Consider the following 25,444-nt stretch of genomic DNA (forward strand, 5'->3'; position numbering starts at 1 on the left):
TTCAGCTTGTTTTTTAATTAATTTACGAATTTTTCTACCAAATCACTCCTGACGGTCCTCTTATCGGGCTGAATCCACGCCCTCTGAAAGGCTCTCTGATAGCTCATTTTGAGGGGCTTTTTCACCATTCCGCAGCTTTTTCTACCGACTGGCGCCTTTTTCTACCGAACCGCGCAATCATTTAACCGATTGAGCTAACTTTTCTACCAAATCCACGCGTTTATCTGCCAACTCCCGCTCCCGCCCCACAAAAAAAACAAGCAGCCCCCCAACCGGCTGCTTGTCTCTTCTACTGCTGATAAATATGCACAAATGGTTCCTGGTCTCCGGCTTTCCGGACGATGAGTGCTTCCGGGCCGTTGACGGAGGTGACGCTGACCTGGACGGATATATAGTCAGGGAAATGCTTCATTACGAGTCCGGTCACATATTGGGTAAAGCCTATGCCTTCTGCTTTCCCGTAGAATTGAATCGGGATTTCAATGTTCAGCTCCTGGAGCTGATCCTGAGCATAGAAGGCTTTCCCGATGACCCCGTTGAAGTTCGGGAAGTATTTTTCGACGTCCTGCTTGAAGTTAAGGAATGAGGTGACGTCTTCCCTGTGATCTTCGGTGGCTCCAGGGGATGGGAATAGCACATATTCTTCATCTACGTTTTCCCAGCCGCCTAGCTTGCTGCTTCCTTTGTCCGCCTGGGCATAGGCAAAGAAAGTGCCAGGCACGACTGATTTATTGCTTTCCTGCTCGAAAAGGGCGATGGTGATCGGTACATTTTTAAGCTCGTCCATGCTGCGGAGTCTGCTTAATACCTGATCGGCAATCTGCTTTCCTTCTTTTTCAAGGGTGGCATGATCGATTTTTTTCTCAAAAACGTCTCCATACTCCACTGTTCTGTAGTAGTGAACAGAGTTCAATGCGAGACCGATGACGACTCCTCCGAGATAGGCTTTGCCATCTTCATTTACCAGGTGGTAGTTATGCTCAAGGATATGGGCCAGGTAAATCGGATTTCTTTCTTCCCTCGATTTGATGTCGCCTTTCTCGTCATCCACTGGATTCAGGCCAAGATTGTCTTTTTCCTCGAGATTCTTTTCCTTCAGCTGTGCGGCCGTATATTTGCGGCTCAGCCATTTGCTGACCATGTCTCTTTTTAGAAATTGGCCTTCCTGGAAAAAGTATTTATCGGTATCAAATGAATTTTGGGCCACCCTCATAAGGCCCGTCTCGAATTCATTCAGGTCATATCTTGTATTAATATTGTTGACTACTAGGCCGCGCGCTTCACTAGGCTTAAATGGCGACAATACCCGATAATACTGATCAGAAATCTTATAGTTTGGAATAATCGCATTCTCCTTTGAGTCATCCTGCTCCTGCACCACTTCCTCCTGCTTCTGGAAGTTTGGGGCGCAGCCTGTCAGCAAAAGGACAAGGGACAAGGCGATTATTGATGTTCTTCTCACTGCTTTTACACCTCTTAATTATTTAATTCTTCAACCAGCTGCTCCTCATTCCAAATATCAATTCCCAGGTCCTGGGCTTTCGCCAGCTTGGAGCCGGCATCCTCGCCTGCAATCAGGAGGTCCGTTTTCTTGCTGACGCTTCCGGAAACATTTCCGCCCAGTGCTTCGATCTTTTCTTTTGCTTCATTTCGGCTCAATATGGAAAGCTTGCCTGTCAGCACGATTGTCTTTCCTGCAAAGAACGAGTCGGAGTCCTCTGCCGCAACCGGCTTCGGCCCTTTGTATTCCATGTTGACGCCTGATTCTTTTAATTCGCGGATAAGCTCCTTCGCTTCTTCCTGCTCAAAGAATGCGACAATTGCGCCAGCCATTTTACCGCCGATTTCATTGATCGCCGTCAGATCATCTTCAGAGGCGGCCATCAGGTTATCCATGCTGCTAAAATGCTGGGCAAGCGTTTTGGCTGCCTTGGCGCCTACATGCCTGATTCCTAATCCAAACAGCAGCTTTTCAAGGGAGTTCTGCTTTGATGCCTCAATGGCCTGCACCAGATTATTGACTGATTTTTCGCCCATGCGCTCCATTCCGATCAAAGCTTCATGAGTGAGCTTATAAAGGTCAGCGACATCCTTGATCAGCTCTTTTGCAAACAGCTGGCTGACCACTTTTTCGCCAAGTCCGTCAATATTCATCGCATTCCGGGAGACAAAATGGATCAGCCCCTCACGGATCTGGGCCGGGCATTTCGGATTGATGCAGCGCAGGGCCACTTCACCCTCAAGGCGGACCAGCTCGCTTCCGCACTCCGGACAATGTGTCGGCATTATAAATTCTCGCTCTTCTCCTGTCCTCTGCTCAGCCAGCACATTGACAACCTCCGGGATGATATCTCCGGCTTTCTTGACGACGACCTTGTCACCGATCTTGATGTCTTTTTCACGGATCAGGTCTTCGTTATGAAGTGATGCACGCTGGACAGTTGTCCCGGCGACACGGACCGGTTCAAGCAGGGCTGTAGGAGTGACAACGCCGGTACGTCCGACGCTCAGCTCAATATCCCTTAAAGTGGTGACCACTTCTTCAGCAGGGAATTTATAAGCAATCGCCCAGCGCGGGCTTTTCGCTGTTGCACCCAGCTCTTCCTGAAGTGCAAGCGAGTCAACCTTGATGACGATTCCGTCTATATCGTAATCAAGGTTAGGCCGCTTCTCGGTCCAGCTGCTGACATATTCAATAACTTCTTCTATGCTGGCGCATTTTCTGCGCTCTTTGTTCGTCTTGAATCCGAGTGTTTCCAGATAATCCAGTCCGGCACTGTGGGATTCTACACCTGTATCGCCAGTGTTTGATATCCCGTATAAAAAGATATCAAGATTTCGGGAAGCGGCGATGCGGGGATCGAGCTGGCGAAGGGAGCCTGCAGCCGCATTGCGCGGATTTGCAAACGGCTCCTCGCCCCGCTCTTCTTTCCCTTTATTCAATGCTTCAAAGGAACGGCCAGGCATGAATGCTTCCCCGCGCACCTCGATGGATACAGGCTCTGAAAGGCGGAGGGGAATGGAGCGGATTGTCCGCAGGTTTACGGTGATATCCTCTCCGATCGTCCCGTCCCCCCTTGTCGCACCCTGGATGAACAGCCCATCCTCATATTTCAGGGCGACGGCCAGGCCATCAATTTTCAGCTCGCACACATAAGAAAGATTTTCTCCTGCAGTCTGCCGCACCCGGCGGTCAAAGCTGCGCAGATCTTCTTCGTTGAAGGCATTGCCAAGGCTCAGCATAGGTGTTTGGTGCTCGACCTTTTCGAACATATCGAGTATTTCGCCGCCGACCCGCTGGGTAGGGGAATCAGCGGTTTTCAGCTGAGGATGTTCATTTTCAAGCTCCATCAGCTCTTTCAGAAGCCGGTCATACTCAGAATCCGGCACTGACGGCTTATCAAGGACATAATATTCATAGCCATATTGATTCAGCAGATTATGCAGTTCTTTTACTCTTGCTTCGGCATTTTGAAGGTCCATATTTTCCAGCCCTTTCATTAGAAAAGCGCAAGCGCCTTGCTCCCTAAAGGAACGCAGACTAAGAACGCCACGTCCTGTGGCAACGTCTGCATGACCCCCATCCTGGGGGCCTCAAGACGATCCTCCCTAAAAGGCGTTCTTTGCCTTTTTGGGAGGATTGGCTTGTGACCTCGAGGGGGTAGGCGCTGGAGCTAGACAGTAATCGAAGATAAAAAATAAACTTTCTTACCTTTAGAAAAACTCGGCCGCTGCCCGCCTCCAATTAGGCCAGGCAGCTCCGCAGCAATTATGCTTTTTATCCTATATTTCTGTACTGTATCATCCTTTTGTAATCGGAGCGAATTTTGCCAGCAGGCGTTTGATGCCGGTCGGGCTCGGGAAGGCGATATCGAGCTCTGTTCCTTCTCCCTGGCCTTTTACGCTGACAACTGTTCCGGTGCCCCATTTTCCATGGACGGCTTTGTCTCCGACCTGCCAGCCAAGGGCATCCCCGCCGGTCGAGGCAACAGCCGGCTTGACCACAGCCTTGCGCATAGCCTGCCGCGGTGCTGAGGATGATGGTTGCCGTCCTCCTGCTGCCGGGCTGCCAAATGGAGAAGGTGATGCCTTCTTCGGCTCGATCCCTTCGATAAGGTCTGCCGGGATTTCCTGGATGAAGCGTGATGGAGGATTCATATTCGTCCGTCCGAATAATGTCCTCATCTGAGCATTGGTTATATATAATTCTTCCTCTGCACGGGTGATTCCCACATAGGCGAGGCGGCGTTCTTCTTCCATTTCCGCCTCTTCCATGAGGGAGCGGCTGTGAGGGAAGACGCCTTCCTCAAGCCCGATCAGGAATACAACGGGGAATTCCAGCCCCTTTGCGGAGTGAAGCGTCATAAGGACGACACTATCGGTCTTTGTGCCATCGTCTTCAAGCTTGTCAATGTCTGCAACAAGGGCCAGGTCTGTCAGGAAAGCGACGAGTGTTTTATCTTCGCTGCCGTCCTCGAAGTTTTTCGTTACAGACAGGAACTCGTCGATGTTCTCCAGGCGGCTTTGGGCTTCAATTGACTTCTCTGCCTTCAGCATGTCCCTGTAGCCGGACTTCTCCAGCACTTCCTCTACAAGCTCAGTTACAGACAAATATTCCTGCATCTGTTCGTAGCTTCTGATCAGATCGCGGAACTCGGTTGCCGCCTTCGTGATTTTCGGGCTCAGGCCAATCAGGTCAAGGGCATCGAGTGCCTGGTACATCGTCATATCATGCATCTGCGCAAAATTGGCGATTTTGTCCACGGACCCTGAGCCTATGCCGCGTTTTGGCACATTGATCACGCGCTGCAGGCTGATGTCATCATCAGGATTGGCAATCAGCCTCAGATAGGCAAGGATATCCTTGATTTCTTTTCTGTCATAGAACTTGATGCCGCCGACAATGGAGTACTCGATGTTTGATTTAAGCAGCACTTCCTCCATTACACGTGACTGGGCATTGGTCCGGTAAAGGATGGCGATCTCGGAATACTTCCGTTTGCCGCTGTCGACCATTTCTTTGATTTTCCCAGCGACAAACTGCCCTTCACCCTGCTCGCTGTCGGCGCGGTAATGGAACAGTTTATTGCCTTCTGCATTTTCTGTCCAGAGATTCTTGGCCTTCCTGTTGAGGTTCTTGGCAATCACCTCATTGGCAGCCAGCAGGATCCGCTTTGTTGAACGGTAATTCTGCTCCAGGAGGATCGTGCGGGCATTTTGGTAATCTTTTTCAAATGACAGGATATTGGCAATGTCAGCTCCGCGCCAGCGATAGATTGACTGGTCGGAGTCCCCGACCACGCAAAGATTCTTGAATCTGTCTGCCATCAGCTTTACAAGCATATATTGTGCTCTGTTTGTATCCTGATACTCATCAACATGGATATATTGGAATTTGCGCTGATAATATTCCAGCACCTCAGGCACCCGCTGGAATAGCTGGATCGTTGTCATGATCAGGTCATCAAAGTCCAGCGCCTGATTTTTGCGGAGGCGTCTTTGATATTCTGTGTATACGTCGCTTGCGATCTGCTCGAAGTAGCCGCCGGCCGCCTTTGCATATGCCTCCGGGTCGATCAGTTCGTTCTTCGCCGAGCTGATGCTGCCCAGAATCGCACGCGGGTCGTATTTTTTGGGATCCAGATTCTTTTCCTTGAGGATCGCCTTGATGACAGACTGCTGGTCTGTTGTATCAAGGATCGTGAAATTACGGTTAAAGCCGATTCTGTCTATATCTCTCCTGAGAATCCGCACACACATTGAGTGGAACGTTGAAATCCAAATATCATCGGCTGCTCCCCCCATCATGTTCTGGATCCTCTCGCGCATTTCCCTTGCCGCCTTGTTAGTGAAGGTGATGGCAAGGATGTTATAAGGGTTTACCCCTTTTTCAACCATCAGGTATCCAATCCTGTGGGTCAGCACCCTCGTCTTTCCGCTTCCCGCACCGGCCATGATAAGCAGCGGCCCGTCCGTTGCCTTTACAGCATTCTGCTGCTGGGCATTCAATCCGTTTAATAGTTTATCCGTTAAATATTGCATCTTTTTATTCACCGCCAAACAAACATATGTTCTTTATAGTTAGTGTATCCTTAAGTCCCTCTGCAAGCAACTTTATTTAGGCAAAACTGTCTTTAGAGCTTCATCTAGATTTTCATATATTATATTGCCGACAACAATGACGTCCGCTGCTTCAGCCATTTCCCTTGCCTGTGCTTCAGACGAGATTCCTCCGCCGTAGAAAAAGGTTGTTTCCTCCAGTGTGCGCTTCACTTCAGCCGCAAGCCCGGAATCGCCATATGTCCCGCTGTATTCGAGATAAAAGATTGGGAGATGGAACATCTTCTCTGCCATCATGGCGTATGCAACAACATCCTCTGCATCCAGATCCGTCTTCGCCCCTGTCAGCTTTGCCGCCTTGCATTCGCTGTTCAGGATGCAATAGCCCTGGACAAGGATTTCCTCCCAGCTCATGATCTCGCCGTATTCCTTGACCGCCTGATGATGAAGCCCGGTGATCCATTTGCTGTCCCCGCTGTTCAGGACAGACGGGATAAAATACAAATCAAAGCCCGGAGTAACAGACTCAATCGTCGAAACTTCGAGCACGCAGGGCACCGTATAGCGGCGTATTCTTGCCATGAGGTCCAGCACCTTTTCAAGTGTAATGCCGTCTGTTCCTCCGACTATTACAGCATCCGTCCCTGATTCGCAGATCCGCTCCAGGTCGCGGTCAGAAATTTCTTTATTGGGATCGAGTTTAAAGGCGTGGCGCCACTCGCGAACATCATACATGCATACTTGCCTCCATTCTATCATTCCATTACAACATTATAGCATTAGACACTGGAATCAAAAAGGAAAGCAGGGAGGACTTTTCCTGCATATTGATGGAAGAAGGCAAGTCATGCCTGCAGGATGCGGGGCGGCAGCGAAAACAAAAAGCTCAGACCGGAATGCTGGCTTTTCCTAAAGAAAAAGCCGCGGGATCTTCATCCTGCGGCTTTTCATCAATTATTCTGCAGCGGCCTGTGCTTCTTCGTCCTTGATGCGCTCAAGGGCCATTTCATAGGCGTCATTGCCATAATTCAGGCAGCGTTTTACACGGGAAATCGTTGCCGTGCTTGCTCCTGTTTCTGTTTCGATCTTATGATAGGTCTTTCCTTCGCGCAGCATCCGGGCAACCTCAAGGCGCTGGGCAAGAGATTGGATTTCATTTACCGTGCAAAGATCGTCGAAGAATCGATAGCATTCTTCCAGGTCTTTTAGGGACAGGACCGATTTGAACAATTGATCCAGTTCTTTGCCTCTAAGTTTTTCAATTTGCATATGGGGTCTCCTTTATTTAAACCATATTTTTTAAGGTTTAATTAGATTCATTCAAGCTGACTGCCTGGCCGAGGCCAGGGTCTGATGGAACAACATTGATCCATGTCTTTCCGCGGACCAGCGGTGCTTCCTTTCCATCAATATAAGGTAGCAGCCTTCCTTTTTCATTTTTCCACTCAACTTCCCTGAGGAGGCCTTTCTGAAGAAGATAGCCTCTTCCCCCAGATGTTAAGTTAATCTCACGCCTGCCTGCACTGTCAACAATTTTGTGGGAGGCTTCTATGATGAATATATTGTCAATCAGGACGGGGGCGCCGCTGTCATAATCAGCGGTCAGTTCGCCATTGGAATATCTTTTGTATTTATCTAGATTCCTGTCGTATTCATAGGTGCTCGAGAATGTTTCGTTTGAAAGGTACGAAACTTTTGCACTCTCTGCTTCTTCGCCTGTGAGCTGCCCTGCTTCTTCAGCTGTCATGAAGCTGAGGGGACCGGGGGCTTCTTCCATTTCATAGTCCTTTTCCGCTGCCCCCTTCAGAATATTTTCATAAGAGGTATACGAGTTATGCGGCGCCTTGCGGAAACCGGCCCTTTGAAAAAGGGTCCCGTCATAATAAAGACCATTCAGATGGTCGATATAGCCGTTGTCCATAAGCTCCTTCGCGTCCGGGCTGTTTCCGTGGCAGACATAAAGCCCATCATATGCTTTGGCAAGCTCGATGTAATAATCACGGGCACTCCTGACCGGACCGATCTTCTCCGGCTGTTCACTTTGGTATATGGCCAGGAACCTGGTCACATCCCCTTCCGCTAAAAGCTCATAAACAATATCAGCTTCCGGAAGTCCGGATTGCGGTCTTGCAGCCGGATGGTTATTGATCATCACTGCGACGGCACGGCCAGCGGCTTCCTTCTCTGTGCCAATCCCTGTCAGCGGAAAGGCATACGGCGATTCTGCCACTGTTTCCTGTCCTTCGTCTTCCTTGGAAGGTTGTTCAACCGGAGCCTGATTATTCCCTTTTCCAGGCTCTGCCTCATCATTTGACTTGCTGCACCCTGAAATAAGCATCAGCACTGCTGCTGAAAGCATCATCCACTTCTTTATCTTTTTCACCCCTGTTGATCCCTATCTATCTTTATAGTCTATTCTTTTATATTTTAACGCATTATCGTTGGAAAGAGTACCGTTTTATTCATGACATCATACATTCCATGCTGAGTGATCCGGATGTACGGAAGATGGGTCGATGAGAAAAAGAGGAGCGAATAGATCGGGTCCTCGAATCTGTACCCTTTTTCTTCGAGCAGCCTCAGCAGCTTCTTTTCATCCTCTATCAAGTCTGGAACGGCCTTTGCGGACATCCCTCCATTCAGCGGGAGCTCGACCTCGCATTCAATCGTTCCATTTCCGGCAATCGCAATCCCTCCGCCGAGCATTTTGATCCGTTCAAAGGCTGTCAGCATATCCTGTTTGTTCTTCCCGATCAGGATGATATCCCCGGTATTGGAGAACGAGCTCGCCATGCCCCCAATCCTGCTGGCAAAGCCCTTCAGCATGGTGTTGATCCGCCATTTGCCCTTCCTGTCAACAAGCATGAAGAAGCATTCATCATGGTCTTCTGACAGCTCTTCATAGGAAACATCAATGGAGATGGAATACGGTTTTGTAATCACTGCGTTTTCCATTTTGATCCCAAACGGCATGGAGAATTGCATATCATCACCCGTCAGGCTCCAGTCAATGTCCAGCTTTTCAAAGCCATGTTCCTCCCAGGTATTCCAGCCGTAAGCACCTTCCACTTCTTTGCCGTCCTTTTTGACCCATTTGCCTTTCGCCAGGACAGAAACCGGTGTGGGGTTTCTTTCATCTTCAAGGAAGTTGATGTTGGCAATTCTGCCTGTCGTGATATTGCCATGAAGATAGTCGATGTTATAATGGCGGGCGGGATTGATCGTCCCCATATTATAAGCGTCTATTACAGGCACCCCTTTTTCGATGGCAATCCTGATCATATGATCAATCATGCCTTGCTCGTAAAAGGAAGCGGACGAACCATCCGTCGTAAAAATAAACCGGTCATACATATCGATTCCCAGCTCATGAATTTCTTCCAGCAGCTTAGGCAGGTCCGGCCTGATGGAGGAATGGCGAAGGGATACCGTATATCCATGCATGAGCCGGTCATAAGCCTCTTTTCCTGTCATCGCTTCATGGTCGCAGTCTGCGCCAAAGAGCATCATCTTCGCCAGTGTTTTTTCCGATGCACCCGGGAAATGCCCTTCAATCTGCTTGCGCATCCGTTTAGCTTCCTGTATCCAGTGAAGCATCATATCATCGCCGTCCAAAAGCCGCGGCCACCCTGTGAGTTCCCCGCCCTGCAGGACGGCGTCATGTTCAAGCCAGGATTTGATGTTTCCATGGGAGAAGGCCTGTTCTTCATTTTGAATCTCTGTCTGAGCATCAAACCGGCACCACCAATACATCGTAGAAGGAATATTGCGCATCTCCCTCAAAAAAGAAAACGCTTTCTTTTTATCCATCTGCAAAACAAGCGACATATTATCATTGATGAGTGTCGTTGTGCCGAGTTGTGATGCATAGGCCGCCAGAGAATGGGGATTATAAAGTTGAAATGGATGGGCATGGGGCTCAATATAGCCTGGAACAAGCCATTCGCCATGACAGTCCCTGATTTCACAGCCGTCTGTCCGTGCGGGAAGCTTCTCTCCGACATAGACAATCCGGTCGTCACAGATCCAGATATTGGCGGTAATCCATTTATTCAGTACTTGGTTTAAGTATGTGGCATTTTTCAAAAGCATAGTCGGGGCAAGCTTTCCATCCAGAACGGAGACCTGTTCCCTAATTTGTTTGTTTTTCCACCGATACCGCTGTTCGAGCAACAATGTCCCCTCCGTTTACGATGCCGCTGAGACGGCTTAGTTATATTTTAAAAAGATCTTAAAAGATCAGATTCTAAAAAAGAAAGCCCTTTCAGAGCTGTTCTATCTATACTAACATATTTCACTGTTTAACGCATTAAAGAATTGTAAAGAAATTGAAAATTTTGTGAAGGAGTGCAAAAGTCATGAAGATCAAGCAGAACATCGGCATCTTGAATGCTCTTATCCGCATCACCATCGGTCTTACCGTCCTTTCCTGGAGCACCGCGAAGCTGGTAAAAATGCCTTGGCGTGATTCTTATTTGGTAATGGCTATGCTTGGGGCCATGAAGGTAGCAGAAGGGATTGTCCGCTATTGTCCGTTGACAGCCATGCTTGACCGCGGACAGGATATGATGAATGAAAGCGGCAGCCGGAAAGATCATTCTGAACAGAAGCATCATGAACACCAGGCTGGCGGGAGCAAACAGGACCTGAACGATCAGGATCTGGCCATGCTTGAAAAGACCCTGATGCAGAATAACACGCTTAAATGAGAAAAAAGAAAGCGGCGGACACCTGTATAAAGGTGCCTGCCGCTTTTGAATCTTAAGGAGATGATATGAATGTTTCTTGAGTATGTTACCGATATGTCGTTTGTGCTGATCATCCTGATCGGCAGCATCGTCGCAATTCTTTACGCTTTTATAAGGAAGTCCGGGAAGAAAGGCGCGCGATAGCCCTGCCGCCTATATCCCTGCGGTAGAAAACACCGTCGCACTGAAGCTTTTCAAGCCCGGCATAGACTTTTTCCTGCGCCTCTGAAAGGCTTTCGGCCCTGGCGCCGGCGAGAAGCACCCGTCCTCCATCAGTCACAAACTCACCGTCTTCATTCTGTTTTGTGCCGGCATGGAAGACAAACAAGGAAGAATCCAGCTCACTGAGCCCTTTCAGCACGTCTCCCTTTCCGTAAGACTCCGGATAGCCTTTGGAAGCAGCGACGACACCAAGCACAAATTGGGAATCCCAATCTATTTCCGGCTTCCCGCCATCAATCACAGCCAGCATGGCTTCAGCCAGGTCCGACTTCATCCTGGGAAGCACTGCCTGGGTTTCCGGATCACCGAAGCGCGCGTTGAATTCGATGACCTTCGGGCCCTGCCCTGTATTGATCAGGCCTGCATACAGCACGCCGCAGAAGCTTCGGCCTTCGAGCTCCATCGCCTTTGCCGCCGGCTCAAGGATTGTCCGTACGGCCTCCTCCACCACAGCATCGCCAATGTGAGGGACTGGTGAATAGGCACCCATCCCGCCTGTGTTCGGCCCAAGGTCACCATCATATGCCCGCTTATGGTCCTGGGCAATTTCAAGCGGCACCACCGTGCTTCCGTTGACAAAAGCCATCAGGGAGAATTCCTCCCCTTCAAGGAATTCTTCAATGACTACCTTCGCAGAGGCTTCCCCGAACCGGGCACCTACCATCATTTCTTCCAGCGCCTGCTGGGCTTCATCGAGGGTCATGGCGACCGTGACTCCTTTGCCTGCCGCAAGCCCATCTGCTTTAATCACGATGGGAGCCCCTTTTTCATTAAGATAGCTCCTTGCTTTTTCATAATCAGTGAATGCCCGATATTCTGCAGTAGGGATATCGTATTTCTCCATCAGCTCTTTGGCGAAGGACTTGCTTCCTTCAATGACAGCTGCCTCTTTTTTCGGGCCGAATACCTTCATTCCCAGACTGCCAAGGAAGTCTGCCAGCCCTGCCTGAAGCGGTGCCTCCGGGCCGATGACTGTCAGTCCGATTTCATTTTCCTTTGCAAAGGCTGCTATCTCCGGAAAATTCATTTCATCTATCGGAACCTGAATGGCACAATCTGCCATTCCGTGATTCCCTGGTGCTGCATACACTTGATCCACAGACGGGCTTTCGCTCATTTTCCGGCAGATGCTGTGCTCCCTGCCGCCGCGCCCGATGACTAATACGTTCACCATCCATCAGCTCCCTGATTAATGTTTGAAATGCCTTACTCCTGTTAATACCATCGCAATCCCATATTCGTCTGCCTTTTTCACAGAATCCTGATCCTTGATAGAGCCGCCAGGCTGGATGATGGCAGTGATGCCTGCCTTGGCTGCCGCTTCAACAGTATCATCCATAGGGAAAAACGCATCAGAAGCGAGCACTGCTCCTTCTGCACGGTGACCTGCTTGCTCCAGAGCGATTTTGGCCGCTCCGACACGATTCATCTGTCCAGCTCCGACGCCTAAAGTCATCTCTTTGTTATTCACGACAATCGCATTGGACTTCACATGCTTAACAACCTTCCAGCCAAGCTTTAACGCCGCCCATTCTTCCTCTGTCGGCTCTCTCCTGGTTGCAACAGTAACGGTGGCATCCTCCAGGGAATAGCGGTCATATTCCTGAACGAGAAGTCCTCCTTCTATGCTGGTCAGTCTTGCCTCTTCCTTCTTTTCCACGTCAAAGGGAATGGTCAGGAGGCGGATATTCTTTTTGCCTGTCAATATTTCTAGCGCCTCTTCCGAATAGGACGGAGCAATGACAATTTCAAGGAAAATTTCATGGAGCTTCTTTGCAGTTTCAGCATCCACTTCCCGGTTCAGCGCAATGATACCCCCAAAGATGGAAACAGGATCTGCTTCAAATGCTTTTGTAAATGCATCATAAGTATCTTTGCCCGTTCCGACGCCGCAAGGATTCATATGCTTCACAGCAACAGCAGCCGGATCCTTGAATTCCCTGACGATCTGCAGTGCAGCTTCTGCATCATTGATATTGTTGTAGGAAAGCTCTTTCCCATGAAGCTGCTCTGCATTGGCAATTGAAAATTCAGAGCCGAGGGGCTTCCGGTAAAAAGCAGCCTTCTGATGAGGATTCTCGCCATAGCGCAGCGTTTGTTTCAATTCGTATGTAACAGTCATTTTTTCCGGATTCTCTTCACCTGCAAGCTTAGTCATATATTCAGCAATCAGACTGTCATAGGAAGCTGTATGGCGGAAGACCTTCGCTGCAAGCCTGCGGCGTGTTGCGGGCTGGGTTTCACCGTTTTCATTGAGTTCCGAAAGGACGGTTCCATAGTCTGAGGGATCGATGACCACTGTGACATATTGGTGATTTTTTGCAGATGCGCGCAGCATGGCAGGTCCGCCGATATCAATGTTTTCAATCGCATCTTCGACTGATGCATCGCTCTTGGCGATAGTCTGCTGGAAAGGATACAGATTAACACAGACGATGCTGATCGGATCAATTCCATGCTCCTCCATCTGGGCATGATGCCCGGGCTGATCGAATTTTGCCAAAAGGCCCCCATGAATCATCGGATTCAAAGTCTTAACGCGGCCTTCAAGAATTTCCGGGAATCCGGTGACGTCGCTTACCCCGATTACATCAACGCCGCTTTCCTGGAGTGCTTTCTTTGTGCCGCCCGTTGATATGATCTCATAGCCAAGACTGGCGAGCTCCTTGGCAAAATCGACAATTCCGTTTTTGTCTGACACACTGATTAACGCTCGCTTTTTCAATTTGAATTCCTCCTGTTGACTGTCCTTATTTACTGCTGCTGATCCTTGCTGCATCTTCTGCAAATATCTTTTTCAAAGTAGCAGGATACAATCTGTGTTCGATCCGGTGAATTTTTTCCTGCAGGCTCTCCCTCGTCTCGGCTTCATCAAGCTTCACAGACTGCTGGGCAATGATCGGCCCTGTGTCCATTCCGGCATCCACATAATGAACCGTTACACCGCTCATCGGCACCCTGGCTGCGAGTGCCTGTCCGATGGCATCTTTTCCCGGAAAGGAGGGCAGAAGCGAAGGATGGATATTGACAATCCTTCCCTCATATTCGGCAAGGAGAACCTCACCGATCAGCCTCATATATCCTGCCAGAATGATGAATTCAGCTCCGCACTCCCTGAGCCTGACGAGAATTTCCTCTTCATATGCCTGCTTGCTTTCAAACTCTTTTGCACGGAAGGAAAAGCTCGGCACTCCACTTGCTTCTGCCCTCTCCAGGCAATAAGCTCCCGGCCTGTCAGAAACCAAAAGCCGGATATCCGCATCCAGTCCGCCGCTTTTTACAGCATCTATTATAGCCTGAAAGTTGGTTCCGCTTCCGGAAGCAAATACTGCTATCTTTTTCATGGGAACCTCCGAAATCCGTTTTACACGGTAATTTGAATTCCTTCTTTCCTATTAACCGTCCCGAGTCTGTAGGCTTTTTCTCCTGAAGCATTCAGGTGGCTGATGAGCATGTCAGCCTGCTCCGGGCTGACAGCCGCGGCCATTCCCGTGCCCATATTAAAAATATTATACATTTCCATGCGATCCAGATTGCCCAGCTTTTCCATAAGAGCGAATACCGGCGGGATTTCCCTTCCGCTTTCATCAATTTCAGCTCCAAGCCCCTCTGGAAGCATTCTTGGAAGATTTTCAATGAATCCGCCGCCTGTGATATGGGCCAATCCCTTGATGTCGAATTTTTTCATCGCATCAAGCACCGGCTTCACATAAATCCGCGTCGGCTTCAGAAGCTCCTCGCCCAATGTGCAGCCAAGTTCCTCCTGATAACTGTCCAGCATCAGGCCGGCATCCTCCAGCAGGATCTTTCTGACAAGAGAATACCCATTGCTGTGGATCCCGTTCGATGCAAGGCCGACAAGTACATCGCCTTCCTTGATCGTGCTCCCGTCAATCAGCGCTGACTTCTCACATGCCCCTGCTGCAAAACCGGCCAGATCATATTCTTCCTCTTTGTACATGCCGGGCATTTCGGCTGTTTCTCCGCCAACAAGCGCACAGCCGGCCTGCTCGCAGCCGTCTGCAATGCCTTTGACGATTGCTTCAATCCTTGCCGGATCCGCTTTTCCGCATGCGATATAATCAAGGAAATACAGCGGTTCAGCGCCCTGTACGACAATATCATTCACGCACATGGCAACAGCATCCACTCCGATTGTATCATGCCGGTCCATCATGAACGCGAGCATAAGCTTTGTGCCGACCCCGTCTGTCCCTGAAACCAGCACCGGCTCCTTCAGGTTCAGGACTGACAGATCAAACATGCCGCCGAATCCGCCCAGGCCTCCCATTACGCCAGCCCTCTGCGTCCTCTGCACATGCTTTTTCATCCTGGATACCGCCTCATATCCTGCTTCTATATCGACGCCAGCCTGCTTATAGGCATTAGCCATTACAGTTCCCCCTCTATCATGATTATTTGAAAAGAAAAGCAGCATTGCTGAATGCCGCTTCTTAGACTTTTTCGTAAGGATGAATGGTAGAAGGATAGATTTCAGTCGGATAGTTCCCGGTAAAGCATGCCAGGCACTGGCCTTTCAATGCTCCCGAATCTGTCCTGCCGATTGCTTCGATCATCCCTTCCGCGCTTAAAAAGGAAAGGGTGTCTGCCCCGATGATTTCCCGAATCTCTTCAACAGAATGCTCGGAGGCAATCAATTCCTCCCGTGTCGATGTATCGATCCCGTAGAAGCAAGGGTTCTTGATCGGCGGTGAACTGATCACGACATGAACCTCAGTCGCGCCTGCTTCGCGGAGCATGGTGACGATCCTTCTGCTTGTTGTGCCGCGGACAATGGAATCATCGACCATGATGACCCTTTTGCCCTCGACAACGCCGCGCACAGGGGAGAGCTTCATCTTGACGCCCTGCTCCCTCAATGATTGGGACGGCTGGATGAATGTCCTGCCGACATATCTATTCTTGATCAGCCCCATTTCATAAGGAATCCCGGATGCTTCTGCATAGCCGATGGCAGCTGAAATGCTTGAATCAGGCACGCCTGTCACCACATCTGCTTCAAAAGGAAACTCTTCAGCCAGCTTCTTCCCAAGGTTTTTGCGGGCCGTATGGACATTGATGCCGTTGATATTGCTGTCAGGCCTTGAAAAATAAACATATTCCATCGTGCACATGGCTGTCGTTGAGGCAACCGCAAACATCTCGGAACGGAAGCCTTCATCATCAATGATCAAGAGCTCGCCAGGAAGAACATCCCTGATGAATTCTGCCCCGACCACATCAAATGCACAGGTCTCGGAAGCTACCACATAGGCATCGCCAAGCTTGGCGAGCGATAGCGGCCGCATGCCATTCGGGTCAAGCGCCACCATCAATTCGGTTTCTGTCATGATCAGAAATGCATATGCGCCCTTTACCATGGAAAGGGCCGTTTTAACCCGGTCCTTTAAGGCTGAAAAACCGCCGCGCTTGATCAGATGGGCCAGCACCTCTGTATCTGAGCTGGTCTGGAAGATGCTTCCCTGTCCTTCAAGCTGATTTTTCAATGCAGTGGCATTTACCAGATTGCCATTATGAGCAAGTGCCAGGCCGCCGTTTTGTGAGTTAAACAGAAGAGGCTGGACATTTTCATATCCGCCGCCGCCTGCTGTTGCATAGCGGACATGACCGATGGCCGACTTTCCGTCCATTGCCTCCATGGCATCCTCGGTGAATATTTCCGCAACAAGTCCTTCACCTTTCAGACCCTTCAGCTTTTTCCCGTCTGTCACGACCATCCCTGTACCTTCCTGGCCGCGGTGCTGCAGGCTGTGAAGGCCGTAATAGGTGATCTGGGCGGCATTTTCATGCCCCCAGACACCAAAGATTCCGCATTCTTCGTTCAGGCCTCTTATTTCAGCAAGCATGGGATTGCTCCTTTCCAGGCTGATTTCAGAACTTCAGTTTGTTCTTTCATAACCAGACCGCTGTCAGAGTGGACTTCAAGTACAGGCTCGTCTGTCACCTCGCCGACCAGAATCGCATCAGTCATGCTTTCAAATGCCTGCTGATCTTCCTTTTTAACAGTGAGGAGGAAGCGGGACTGTGATTCACTGAATAGTGCGCTGGTCTCGTCTCCTGAAATGCGGATCAAAGCGCCAAGTCCCTCAGAGCCTATCACGCTCTCAGCAGCTGCAACTGCAAGTCCGCCTTCTGCCAGGTCATGAGCGGAAGAGACAAGCCCCGCACGGATGGCTTTTAGCACCTGCTCCTGATTCCGTGCTTCTTTTTCCAGGTCAAGCTCCGGTGCTTTTCCGAATATCTCGCCGTGAACAAGCTTTTGCAGCTCGCTGCCGCCAAACTCGGCCTTTGTTTCTCCGAGAAGATAAATTAGATCGCCAGCCTGCTTGAAGCTCTGGGTTGTAATATGGTCAACATCTTCTACAAGTCCGACCATCCCGACTACTGGTGTTGGATAGACGGCTGTACCGTTGGTTTCGTTATATAGTGACACGTTTCCGCCGATAACCGGCGTATTCAGGGCAAGGCAGGCACTGCTCATGCCGTCTGCTGCTTTTTCCAGCTGCCAGAAGATCTCAGGCTTTTCCGGATTGCCGAAGTTCAGGCAGTCTGTAATGGCAAGCGGTTCGGCACCGGATGCAATAATATTCCTTGCTGCTTCAGCCACGGCAATCTTTCCGCCTGTTTCAGGATCCAAATACAGATAACGCGAATTGCAGTCGGTTGTCATGGCAAGCGCCTTGCGCGTTCCGCGGATTCTTACGACCGCCGCATCAGAACCTGGAGAAACAACTGTGCTCGTGCGAACCATATAGTCATATTGGTCATAGACCCATTCCTTGCTTGCAATGGTAGGCTGCTGCAGCAGGCGCATCAGAGTTTCCCCTGCATTCCCTGCTGCCGGAATTTCCGTCTCCATAGCCTGGAATTCACGGAAATACTCAGGCTCGCGTGAAGGCTTGTGGTATACAGGCGCTTCCTCGGCAAGTGCATCAGCCGGAACGTCTGCCACCACTTCCCCTTTATGTAGGAGGCGCAGCATTTTATCATCTGTCACCCGGCCGATCGCCACGGCTTCAAGTTCATATTTTGAAAAAAGATCAACGATTTCCTGCTCACGCCCTTTTTGGACGACAATCAGCATACGCTCCTGTGATTCAGACAGCATCATTTCATAGGCAGTCATGCCCGTTTCCCTCTGCGGGACAAGATCAAGATTCATCTCGATGCCGGAGCCTGCTTTGCTGGCCATTTCGGCAGAAGAGCTTGTCAGCCCGGCTGCCCCCATGTCCTGGATGCCTACAAGCGCGTCGTTCTTAACCAGCTCAAGGCATGCCTCAAGCAGCAGCTTCTCCATGAACGGATCGCCGACCTGGACGGCAGGGCGCTTTTCTTCAGACTGCTCTGTCAGTTCCTCTGAAGCAAAGGTCGCGCCGTGGATACCATCGCGGCCTGTCTTTGCACCAACATACATAACCGTATTTCCGACTCCATGCGCCTGGCCTTTTTTTATATCTTTATGATCGATCAGCCCGACGCACATGGCATTGACAAGAGGGTTGCCTTCATAGGAAGCATCAAACTGCACTTCGCCCCCGACAGTCGGAATGCCGATGCAGTTTCCGTAGCCGGCAATGCCTGCCACTACTTCTTTAAAAAGGTACCGAACGCGAGGAGAATCCAGCTCTCCAAAGCGAAGAGAGTTAAGGAGAGCGATCGGTCTTGCTCCCATTGAAAATACATCCCGGATAATGCCGCCCACACCCGTTGCCGCTCCCTGGTAAGGCTCGATTGCAGATGGGTGGTTATGGCTTTCAATTTTAAATACAACTGCCTGGCCGTCTCCGATGTCAACGATGCCAGCTCCTTCCCCAGGGCCCTGCAGGACGCGCTCGCCTTTGACCGGGAATTTTTTCAGGACCGGCTTGGAATTTTTGTAACTGCAATGCTCTGACCACATGACGGAAAACAATCCGAGCTCTGTGTAATTCGGCAATCTGCCAAGGATGTCCTCAACCATTGCAAATTCCTGATCCGTCAATCCCATCTCTTTGTAGACTTTCTCTGTTACAATCTGCTGCGGGCTTGGCTCAAGCATTAACGGCATAAGATTCCCTCCATTGTTTGACGATTGATTGGAAAAGCTTCAGTCCATCGGCACCGCCCAATAGCTGGTCGACGGCCCTTTCAGGGTGCGGCATCATGCCAAGGACATTACCTTTTTCATTGATGATTCCGGCGATGTTCCCAAGGCTTCCATTCGGATTCTCGCCGCTGTATGTGAATACGATCCTATTATTATCTTTAAGTGATTTTAGTGTGGCTTCATCGCAGTAATAATTGCCTTCTCCATGTGCGATTGGGATAGTGATTTCTTCGCCCTGTTGATAGGCGGAAGAGAAGATCGTTTGATTATTCGCTACCTGCAGCTGAACGGGCCGGCACATAAATTTCAGGCTTTCATTCCTGCGCATCGCTCCTGGCAGCAGGCCGGTTTCAAGGAGTATCTGGAATCCATTGCAGACACCAAGGACCGGTTTTCCTTCCTCTGCTGCTTTGATCACGGCCTTCATCACCTTGCTGAAGCGGGCGATCGCGCCGGAACGGAGATAATCTCCATAAGAGAAACCTCCAGGCAGAAGGATCGCATCATAGTCATCAAGGCTTTCTGTATCATGCCATACGTATTCTGCCTGCTCCCCGAGCTCATCCTGGATCGCATGGAACATATCAATATCACAATTGGAGCCTGGAAAAACGATGACTGCAAACCTCACAGTGCAACACACTCCTCGATCTCGTAGCGGTAATCCTCAATCACTATATTGGCCAGCAGGCGCTCACACATTTCTTTTACAGCCGCATCGATGTCACGATCAGTCTTATCGATCGTCAGCTCCATATATTTCCCAATCCGGACGTCCTGAACTTCATTGAAGTCCAAAGAATGGAGCGACCCTTTTACAACTGTCCCCTGTGGATCCAATACACTTTCTCTTAATGTGATATACACCTTTACTTTATACATGCTGGCGTCCTCCCAATCTCGTTAAAATATTTTCATAGGCATCTGTTAAGCTTCCCAGATCACGGCGGAATACATCCTTATCAAGCTTCGCATTTGTCTCCATATCCCAAAGGCGGCAAGTATCAGGAGAGATTTCATCTGCCAGCAGAATATCGCCGGCAGCATTTTTTCCGAACTCAAGCTTAAAGTCAATGAGACGAATGCCCATTTCCTTAAAGAAGCTTGATAAAAATGCATTAACCTCAAGCGCTTTTCTCTTCAGCAGGGCAGCTTCTTCAGGAGAAGCAAGCTCAAGCTCAAACACATGATCATCAGTCATGATCGGATCGCCCAGACTGTCATCCTTCAAATAAAACTCCACAAGCGTTTTTTTCAGAAGAGCCCCTTCTTCCATTCCGAGCCTTTTTGCCATGCTTCCAGCAGCCACATTCCTTACAACCACTTCAATAGGAATAATCTCGACTTTTTGTACAAGCTGCTCAGTTGCTGAAACCTTCTCAATAAAATGAGAACTGATGCCCTTTTTATGAAGCTCTGAAAACAGCAGACTTGTAATCTCGTTATTCAAACGGCCTTTACCGGCAATCTCTGCTTTTTTCTCCCCGTTGAATGCAGTTGCAGAATCTTTATATTCAAGCCAGACAATATTTTCATCATCGGTCAGATATACCTTTTTCGCCTTGCCTTCATATAGTTGCGCTCTCTTTTCCATGGCAGAGCCTCCTTGGTAAGAATATTGGGAATCTTCCTGATAAAAGGGGACCGAAGCCCCCGGATTTTATAAGCCTAGACGGTCAAAAATAGTGTCCACATGCTTGATGTGATAGTTGTAATCAAAGCAGTCTTCAATTTCCTCAGCAGACAGCCTGGAAGAAATCGTTTCATCAGCTTCCACCAGCGATTTGAACGCTACCTGCTTCTCCCATGCCTCCATCGCCCTCGGCTGGACAACGTCATATGCCTCTTCGCGGGCCATGCCTTTATCAATTAGAGCAAGCAGCACGCGCTGAGAATAGATGAGGCCAAGGGTTCGGTCCATATTTCTCTTCATGTTCTCCGGGAACACAGTGAGATTCTTAACGATATTCCCAAATCGGTTCAGCATATAATTCAGGGCAATCGTTGCATCCGGAAGAATAATCCGCTCTGCCGAAGAGTGTGAAATATCACGCTCATGCCATAACGGCACATTTTCATAGGCAGTCAGCATATGGCCGCGGATTACGCGTGCAAGGCCTGTCATATTCTCAGATCCGATTGGATTACGCTTATGCGGCATGGCAGAAGACCCTTTCTGCCCTTTCGCAAAGAACTCCTCCACTTCACGTGTTTCACTCTTTTGCAGTCCGCGGATTTCAACAGCAAACTTCTCGATGGAAGTCGCAATCAGCGAGATGGCGGCCATATAGTGGGCATGGCGGTCACGCTGAAGTGTCTGTGTCGAAATCGGAGCCGGCTGGAGGCCAAGTTTTTCGCATACATAGCTTTCCACAAAGGGGTTAATATTGGCGTAAGTTCCTACAGCACCGGACATCTTCCCGAATTCAACGCCGGAAGCGGCCTGCTTAAAGCGCTCCAGGTTCCGCTTCATTTCCTCATACCATAAAGCCAGCTTCAGCCCGAAAGTTGTCGGCTCTGCATGAACACCGTGCGTGCGTCCCATCATGACTGTGTATTTATGTTCTTTTGCTTTATTCTTTAAAATTTCAACGAAGTTCTCCAGGTCCTGAAGAAGGATGCTGTTAGCCTGCTTGATCAGGTAGGAAAGAGCTGTGTCCACTACATCAGTGGAAGTAAGGCCATAATGCACCCATTTCCGCTCTTCACCGAGCGTTTCTGAAACCGCACGGGTGAATGCCACTACGTCATGGCGCGTCTCCTGCTCAATTTCATTGATGCGTTCGATATCGAATGAAGCATTCTCACGGATTTTCTGCACATCTTCTTTTGGGATATCCCCGAGCTCCGCCCATGCTTCACAAGCAAGGATCTCTACTTCCAGCCAGGCCTTAAAGCGATTTTCCTCTGTCCATATCGCTCCCATTTCAGGTCTTGTATAACGTCCAATCATCGTAAAACCTCCATACCTTCTTTTGCTTTGCTCCATATTCCGCTGCGGTCTATCTCGGCAAGCGATTCTGCCGCTGTCGGCCGTAAAAGGGTTGCATGCCCCATTTTCCGCTTATGCTTAGGTTCATCCTTCCCATACAGATGGATCTTCCAATCCTTCAGGCCCGGTATCGCCCTGATCACATCTGACTGGTGCTCTCCTAATATGTTGACCATAACTGCCGGATTTAATAGCCTTGTGCTTCCAAGCGGCCAATTGCACACTGCCCTGATATGCTGCTCAAACTGCGACGTTTCACAGGCCTCGATTGTATAATGGCCTGAGTTATGCGGCCTTGGGGCCAATTCATTTATGTAAATCTCATCGCCGTCAGAGAGAAACATCTCCACTGCAAGCGTACCAACCAGCCCAAGCGCTTTGCCGATTTTTTTGGCCAAGTCCTCAGCCTTGCGTGCAGCACTCTCGCTGATATCGGCCGGTACAATGGTTTCATGCAGGATATTATCCTTATGAATATTCTCTCCTACTGGAAAAACAGCTGTCTCCCCATCAGGGTTTCTAGCAATGATCACAGAGATTTCCTTTTGAAAAGAGATCCACTTTTCCAGGACACAGATTCCTTTTTCAAGCAGCTCTGCAGCCTCAGGAATATCGTCTTTTGACCGGATCACATATTGCCCTTTGCCATCATAGCCACCGCGTGCCGTCTTTAGTACCGCAGGAAAATCAAGCTTCTCTATATTATCATAAATATCGGCCGTCTTTTCGATGCGGGCGTAAGGCGCAACCTTTGCCCCTGCCCGTTCGATCGCTTCTTTCTCCGTCAGGCGGTCCTGCGTTATGCGGAGCAGTTCAGACCCCTGTGGAACATAGGCATGGCTGGTCAGCCAGTCAAGCGCCTCAGCATTGATATTTTCAAATTCATAAGTGATCACATCGCTCGCCTCAGCAAGCTCCTTTATACACAGCAGGTTATCGTAGCCGCCGACTATCTGCCGGTCCGCCACCTGGCCGCAGGGAGAATCCGGTGCCGGATCAAGAACGGCAATCCTGAATCCCTGAGCCTTTGCCGCCAATGCCATCATTCTCCCCAGCTGTCCGCCTCCGATGATTCCTATCGTCTGTCCAGGCAAAATGGTTTGTTTAGACAAGTTCATCACTGCTCTCCATTACTTCCTGTTTTGTGTGCAGCCTCAAGTCCTCTATCCTGCCTGCAATGTTTTGGTCAAAAGCTCCCAGCATCTGTGCAGCAAGGAGGGCCGCATTGACTGCACCTGCCTTTCCGATAGCCACTGTAGCTACAGGAACACCTCCTGGCATTTGAACAATGGACAGCAGCGAATCGAGTCCATTAAGCGCCTTGGATTGGACTGGCACGCCAATGACCGGCAATGTCGTTTTCGCTGCCACCATCCCTGGCAAGTGAGCTGCCCCTCCAGCTCCCGCAATGATCACTTTTATCCCGCGGTCCCTTGCTTCTTCTGCAAACCGGAACATCAAATCCGGGGTTCGATGGGCAGAAACGACCTGCTTTTCATAAGAAATCTCAAGCTTATCCAACATGCCGCATGTGTGCTTCATCGTATCCCAGTCAGATTTGCTTCCCATAATAACAGCCACTTGCATATGCCTCTCCCCTAACAGAAAATTTAATCTTCCTCAAAATAAAAAGCCCGGACAGTTACTTTTCACTAATAGAGAAAGTAATCTGTCCGGGCTCGGATAATAAAGGAAAGCTCCTCATACACATAAGGAAGCAGACCCTTGAACCGGTCATATCATCTTTCCCTTATAGTCCGGCCATTTACGGCAGCCAGGTAGAAACTTATGGGCCATATCCCCATTATTATATAAGGGTAAATCTTTATATAAATATAATTTTAATTGTAATCTTATCTAACAACATCTTACCAACTATCCTATGGGGGTGTCAACCACTATTCGAACAATAAGGATTGAGAATAGAATAATGTTCGTGTTTCACTCTTCCTTTTTTGCTTCAAAGACTATTTGCCGTCCTGCCGGCTCATAAGTGACCGAGCCCCCGGTCTTGACTTCTTTAAATATCGGCTTCTCCGTCCTTCTTACCGGAACATAGCCTTCCTTTGCTATACGGTCCAGGCATTGGCCAATCGTCTCATTTTCAAGGACTTCAAACTGCTTCTTTTTCTTTTCCTTGCTCATGAATACAATTTTCCTTTCCTGACAGATTTCACCCAGAAGCCGCCATGGATCGTCTTAGGCTCATAGGCAATAATGAATGCTTTAGGATCAAGCTCCTTGATCGTCTGGTAAAGCTTAAGCTCATATTTCCTCGGCGTCAGGATCTGCATAGCCATCCGGTCGCCCTCCAGCCCATTGGCAGCCCAGTTCGTTACGCCATACCCTTTTTCCCTCAATACCCTGGGAACATCTTTATCATATTCTTTTGTTATTACATTAACCGTTATATATCCAAGAGCCAGCTTCTCCTCGATTTTCATACCGACAACAACGCCGATTCCGTAGCCCACAGCATATGCAATCAAATTCTGAATCTGATCCAGATTATCGAGTACAAGCCCCAGTCCGATTACATAAATGACCACTTCGATCATGCTGATAAAAGCCGCCAAATAACGCTGCCCTTTCAGCGTAAGGATCATCCTGATCGTAAAAAAGGAGACGTATACAATATTAATGACAAGTATGATGGCAACCATCACTAAACTATTTTCAAGCAAGAAATAAACCTCCTCCAAGCCTCTGCCTTAATTCAACGTAAATCCCTATTGTACAAGAGAAATCTGCATTTGCGAACCACTTAGAAAAAAATAAAAGGATCTTTTTGTTATGTTAACCTATTTGGCTCATGATAAAACGCTGCTGCGGATAGCGTGGGCAGGGAAATGGAGGGAAGCTGGAAGAAGAACGCAGAGTTTTTTCCGGGGGATTAGAAGTCAGGGACTGCAGGATGGTTTCGGTTATTAAGTAAGCCGGAGGGTTAGCTGGCGGCTTTGCTGGCGGCTTTATTGGGGCTTTGCTGGGGCTTTGCTGGGGCTTTGCTGGGGCTTTGGCTGAGTTGGGCGGGTTAAGTGCGGTTGGTGAAATAAATGGTGAAGGTGAATTGATGTTTTTTGGCCAAATGGTAAAATACGATTGAAATTCGGTAAATTACTCGGCCTATTTGGTAAATAAATAGTAAATTCGATAGATTATTGGGAGAATTAATTAAATTCGCGATTGAATCGTCTATTCTCCCCTTCAAAAACCCTTCTCATTCGCCTACCCGGCCACTCATTTCCGCTTAAGAGCACTTTTCTTATTAAAAATCTCTCCATTTCACTAAATAAGCATAAAAAAAGAACAGTCATG

Annotated in this window: 23 protein-coding genes and 1 riboswitch; of the genes, 2 read left to right on the forward strand and 21 right to left on the reverse strand. The window is 49.2% G+C overall.

All coding sequences use genetic code 11. From position 1 onward, the window contains the following. Positions 1-289: 289 nt before the first annotated feature. The 7 genes from ABU165_RS11410 to ABU165_RS11440 all read right to left on the reverse strand — a co-directional run bounded on the left by ABU165_RS11410 (position 290) and on the right by ABU165_RS11440 (position 10,233). A complete protein-coding gene (locus tag ABU165_RS11410; protein WP_101552119.1) occupies positions 290-1,462 on the reverse strand; it encodes a CamS family sex pheromone protein in 1,173 nt (390 codons plus the stop codon). A gap of 14 nt (positions 1,463-1,476) precedes the next feature. Continuing rightward, entirely contained in the window at positions 1,477-3,483 is a 2,007-nt protein-coding gene (ligA, locus tag ABU165_RS11415; protein ID WP_009792549.1) for an NAD-dependent DNA ligase LigA, read from the reverse strand. A 318-nt stretch (positions 3,484-3,801) separates the two neighbouring features. After that, positions 3,802-6,042 (reverse strand): DNA helicase PcrA, encoded by a 2,241-nt coding sequence (gene pcrA, locus ABU165_RS11420; RefSeq protein ID WP_253616053.1) that lies wholly within the window; start codon positions 6,040-6,042, stop codon positions 3,802-3,804. Positions 6,043-6,114: 72 nt separating this feature from the next. Then, positions 6,115-6,795: a heptaprenylglyceryl phosphate synthase gene (pcrB, locus tag ABU165_RS11425; protein WP_224952053.1), complete on the reverse strand. Its 681-nt coding sequence runs from the start codon at positions 6,793-6,795 to the stop codon at positions 6,115-6,117. 219 nt (positions 6,796-7,014) lie between these two features. Further along, the gene (locus tag ABU165_RS11430; RefSeq protein WP_009792553.1) at positions 7,015-7,329 is read right to left on the reverse strand and encodes a YerC/YecD family TrpR-related protein; all 315 of its coding nucleotides are present in this window, start codon (positions 7,327-7,329) and stop codon (positions 7,015-7,017) included. Positions 7,330-7,366: 37 nt separating this feature from the next. Further along, positions 7,367-8,434 carry a DUF3048 domain-containing protein gene (locus ABU165_RS11435; protein ID WP_455423558.1) on the reverse strand — a complete coding sequence of 356 codons (1,068 nt, stop codon included), beginning with the start codon at positions 8,432-8,434 and terminating at the stop codon, positions 7,367-7,369. Positions 8,435-8,487: 53 nt separating this feature from the next. After that, the gene (locus ABU165_RS11440) at positions 8,488-10,233 is read right to left on the reverse strand and encodes an adenine deaminase C-terminal domain-containing protein (RefSeq protein ID WP_205651857.1); all 1,746 of its coding nucleotides are present in this window, start codon (positions 10,231-10,233) and stop codon (positions 8,488-8,490) included. Positions 10,234-10,418: 185 nt separating this feature from the next. Between ABU165_RS11440 and ABU165_RS11445 the strand changes: the two genes are divergently transcribed. Both ABU165_RS11445 and ABU165_RS11450 read left to right on the forward strand, forming a co-directional pair. After that, positions 10,419-10,769 carry a YgaP family membrane protein gene (locus tag ABU165_RS11445; protein ID WP_318060667.1) on the forward strand — a complete coding sequence of 117 codons (351 nt, stop codon included), beginning with the start codon at positions 10,419-10,421 and terminating at the stop codon, positions 10,767-10,769. A 69-nt stretch (positions 10,770-10,838) separates the two neighbouring features. Next, on the forward strand, positions 10,839-10,952 hold the full coding sequence (locus ABU165_RS11450) for an EYxxD motif small membrane protein (RefSeq protein ID WP_323131897.1): 114 nt from the start codon (positions 10,839-10,841) through the stop codon (positions 10,950-10,952). On the opposite strand, the gene purD is transcribed toward ABU165_RS11450, so the two are convergent. From purD to ABU165_RS11520, 14 genes are all read right to left on the reverse strand, one after another. Then, on the reverse strand, positions 10,918-12,201 hold the full coding sequence (purD, locus tag ABU165_RS11455) for a phosphoribosylamine--glycine ligase (RefSeq protein ID WP_306009563.1): 1,284 nt from the start codon (positions 12,199-12,201) through the stop codon (positions 10,918-10,920). The two genes, ABU165_RS11450 and purD, sit on opposite strands and share 35 nt — an antisense overlap. Before the next feature lie 18 nt (positions 12,202-12,219). After that, the gene (purH, locus tag ABU165_RS11460; protein ID WP_009792559.1) at positions 12,220-13,755 is read right to left on the reverse strand and encodes a bifunctional phosphoribosylaminoimidazolecarboxamide formyltransferase/IMP cyclohydrolase; all 1,536 of its coding nucleotides are present in this window, start codon (positions 13,753-13,755) and stop codon (positions 12,220-12,222) included. 25 nt (positions 13,756-13,780) lie between these two features. Continuing rightward, complete coding sequence (gene purN / locus ABU165_RS11465) at positions 13,781-14,374, reverse strand: phosphoribosylglycinamide formyltransferase (RefSeq protein WP_009792560.1); 594 nt, start codon at positions 14,372-14,374, stop codon at positions 13,781-13,783. A gap of 20 nt (positions 14,375-14,394) precedes the next feature. Then, positions 14,395-15,423, reverse strand: a complete 1,029-nt coding sequence (purM, locus tag ABU165_RS11470) for a phosphoribosylformylglycinamidine cyclo-ligase (RefSeq protein WP_022543256.1) — start codon at positions 15,421-15,423, stop codon at positions 14,395-14,397. Between the two features lie 61 nt (positions 15,424-15,484). Next, positions 15,485-16,897, reverse strand: a complete 1,413-nt coding sequence (gene purF, locus ABU165_RS11475) for an amidophosphoribosyltransferase (RefSeq protein WP_009792564.1) — start codon at positions 16,895-16,897, stop codon at positions 15,485-15,487. After that, on the reverse strand, positions 16,882-19,098 hold the full coding sequence (purL, locus tag ABU165_RS11480; RefSeq protein WP_009792565.1) for a phosphoribosylformylglycinamidine synthase subunit PurL: 2,217 nt from the start codon (positions 19,096-19,098) through the stop codon (positions 16,882-16,884). The genes purF and purL overlap by 16 nt, the downstream gene beginning before the upstream one ends. Further along, complete coding sequence (gene purQ, locus ABU165_RS11485; protein WP_101552124.1) at positions 19,082-19,768, reverse strand: phosphoribosylformylglycinamidine synthase subunit PurQ; 687 nt, start codon at positions 19,766-19,768, stop codon at positions 19,082-19,084. Before purQ ends, purL begins: the two co-directional genes overlap by 17 nt. Further along, on the reverse strand, positions 19,765-20,019 hold the full coding sequence (purS, locus tag ABU165_RS11490; protein ID WP_009792567.1) for a phosphoribosylformylglycinamidine synthase subunit PurS: 255 nt from the start codon (positions 20,017-20,019) through the stop codon (positions 19,765-19,767). The genes purQ and purS overlap by 4 nt, the downstream gene beginning before the upstream one ends. Beyond that, on the reverse strand, positions 20,012-20,731 hold the full coding sequence (gene purC / locus ABU165_RS11495) for a phosphoribosylaminoimidazolesuccinocarboxamide synthase (protein WP_094769534.1): 720 nt from the start codon (positions 20,729-20,731) through the stop codon (positions 20,012-20,014). Before purC ends, purS begins: the two co-directional genes overlap by 8 nt. 66 nt (positions 20,732-20,797) lie before the next feature. Beyond that, complete coding sequence (gene purB, locus ABU165_RS11500) at positions 20,798-22,090, reverse strand: adenylosuccinate lyase (RefSeq protein WP_009792569.1); 1,293 nt, start codon at positions 22,088-22,090, stop codon at positions 20,798-20,800. Then, on the reverse strand, positions 22,087-23,247 hold the full coding sequence (purK, locus tag ABU165_RS11505) for a 5-(carboxyamino)imidazole ribonucleotide synthase (protein WP_224952051.1): 1,161 nt from the start codon (positions 23,245-23,247) through the stop codon (positions 22,087-22,089). Before purK ends, purB begins: the two co-directional genes overlap by 4 nt. Beyond that, positions 23,234-23,716: a 5-(carboxyamino)imidazole ribonucleotide mutase gene (gene purE / locus ABU165_RS11510; protein WP_009792571.1), complete on the reverse strand. Its 483-nt coding sequence runs from the start codon at positions 23,714-23,716 to the stop codon at positions 23,234-23,236. Before purE ends, purK begins: the two co-directional genes overlap by 14 nt. Positions 23,717-23,862: 146 nt before the next feature. Next, positions 23,863-23,964: riboswitch (purine riboswitch) on the reverse strand. A gap of 106 nt (positions 23,965-24,070) precedes the next feature. After that, positions 24,071-24,274, reverse strand: a complete 204-nt coding sequence (locus ABU165_RS11515) for an NETI motif-containing protein (RefSeq protein WP_009792572.1) — start codon at positions 24,272-24,274, stop codon at positions 24,071-24,073. Further along, entirely contained in the window at positions 24,271-24,813 is a 543-nt protein-coding gene (locus ABU165_RS11520; RefSeq protein WP_022543255.1) for a DUF2179 domain-containing protein, read from the reverse strand. Before ABU165_RS11520 ends, ABU165_RS11515 begins: the two co-directional genes overlap by 4 nt. Positions 24,814-25,444 lie beyond the last annotated feature (631 nt).

The organism is Cytobacillus sp. T106 (assembly GCF_040492155.1).
GTDB classification, from domain to species: Bacteria; Bacillota; Bacilli; order Bacillales; family Cytobacillaceae; genus Bacillus_AB; species Bacillus_AB infantis.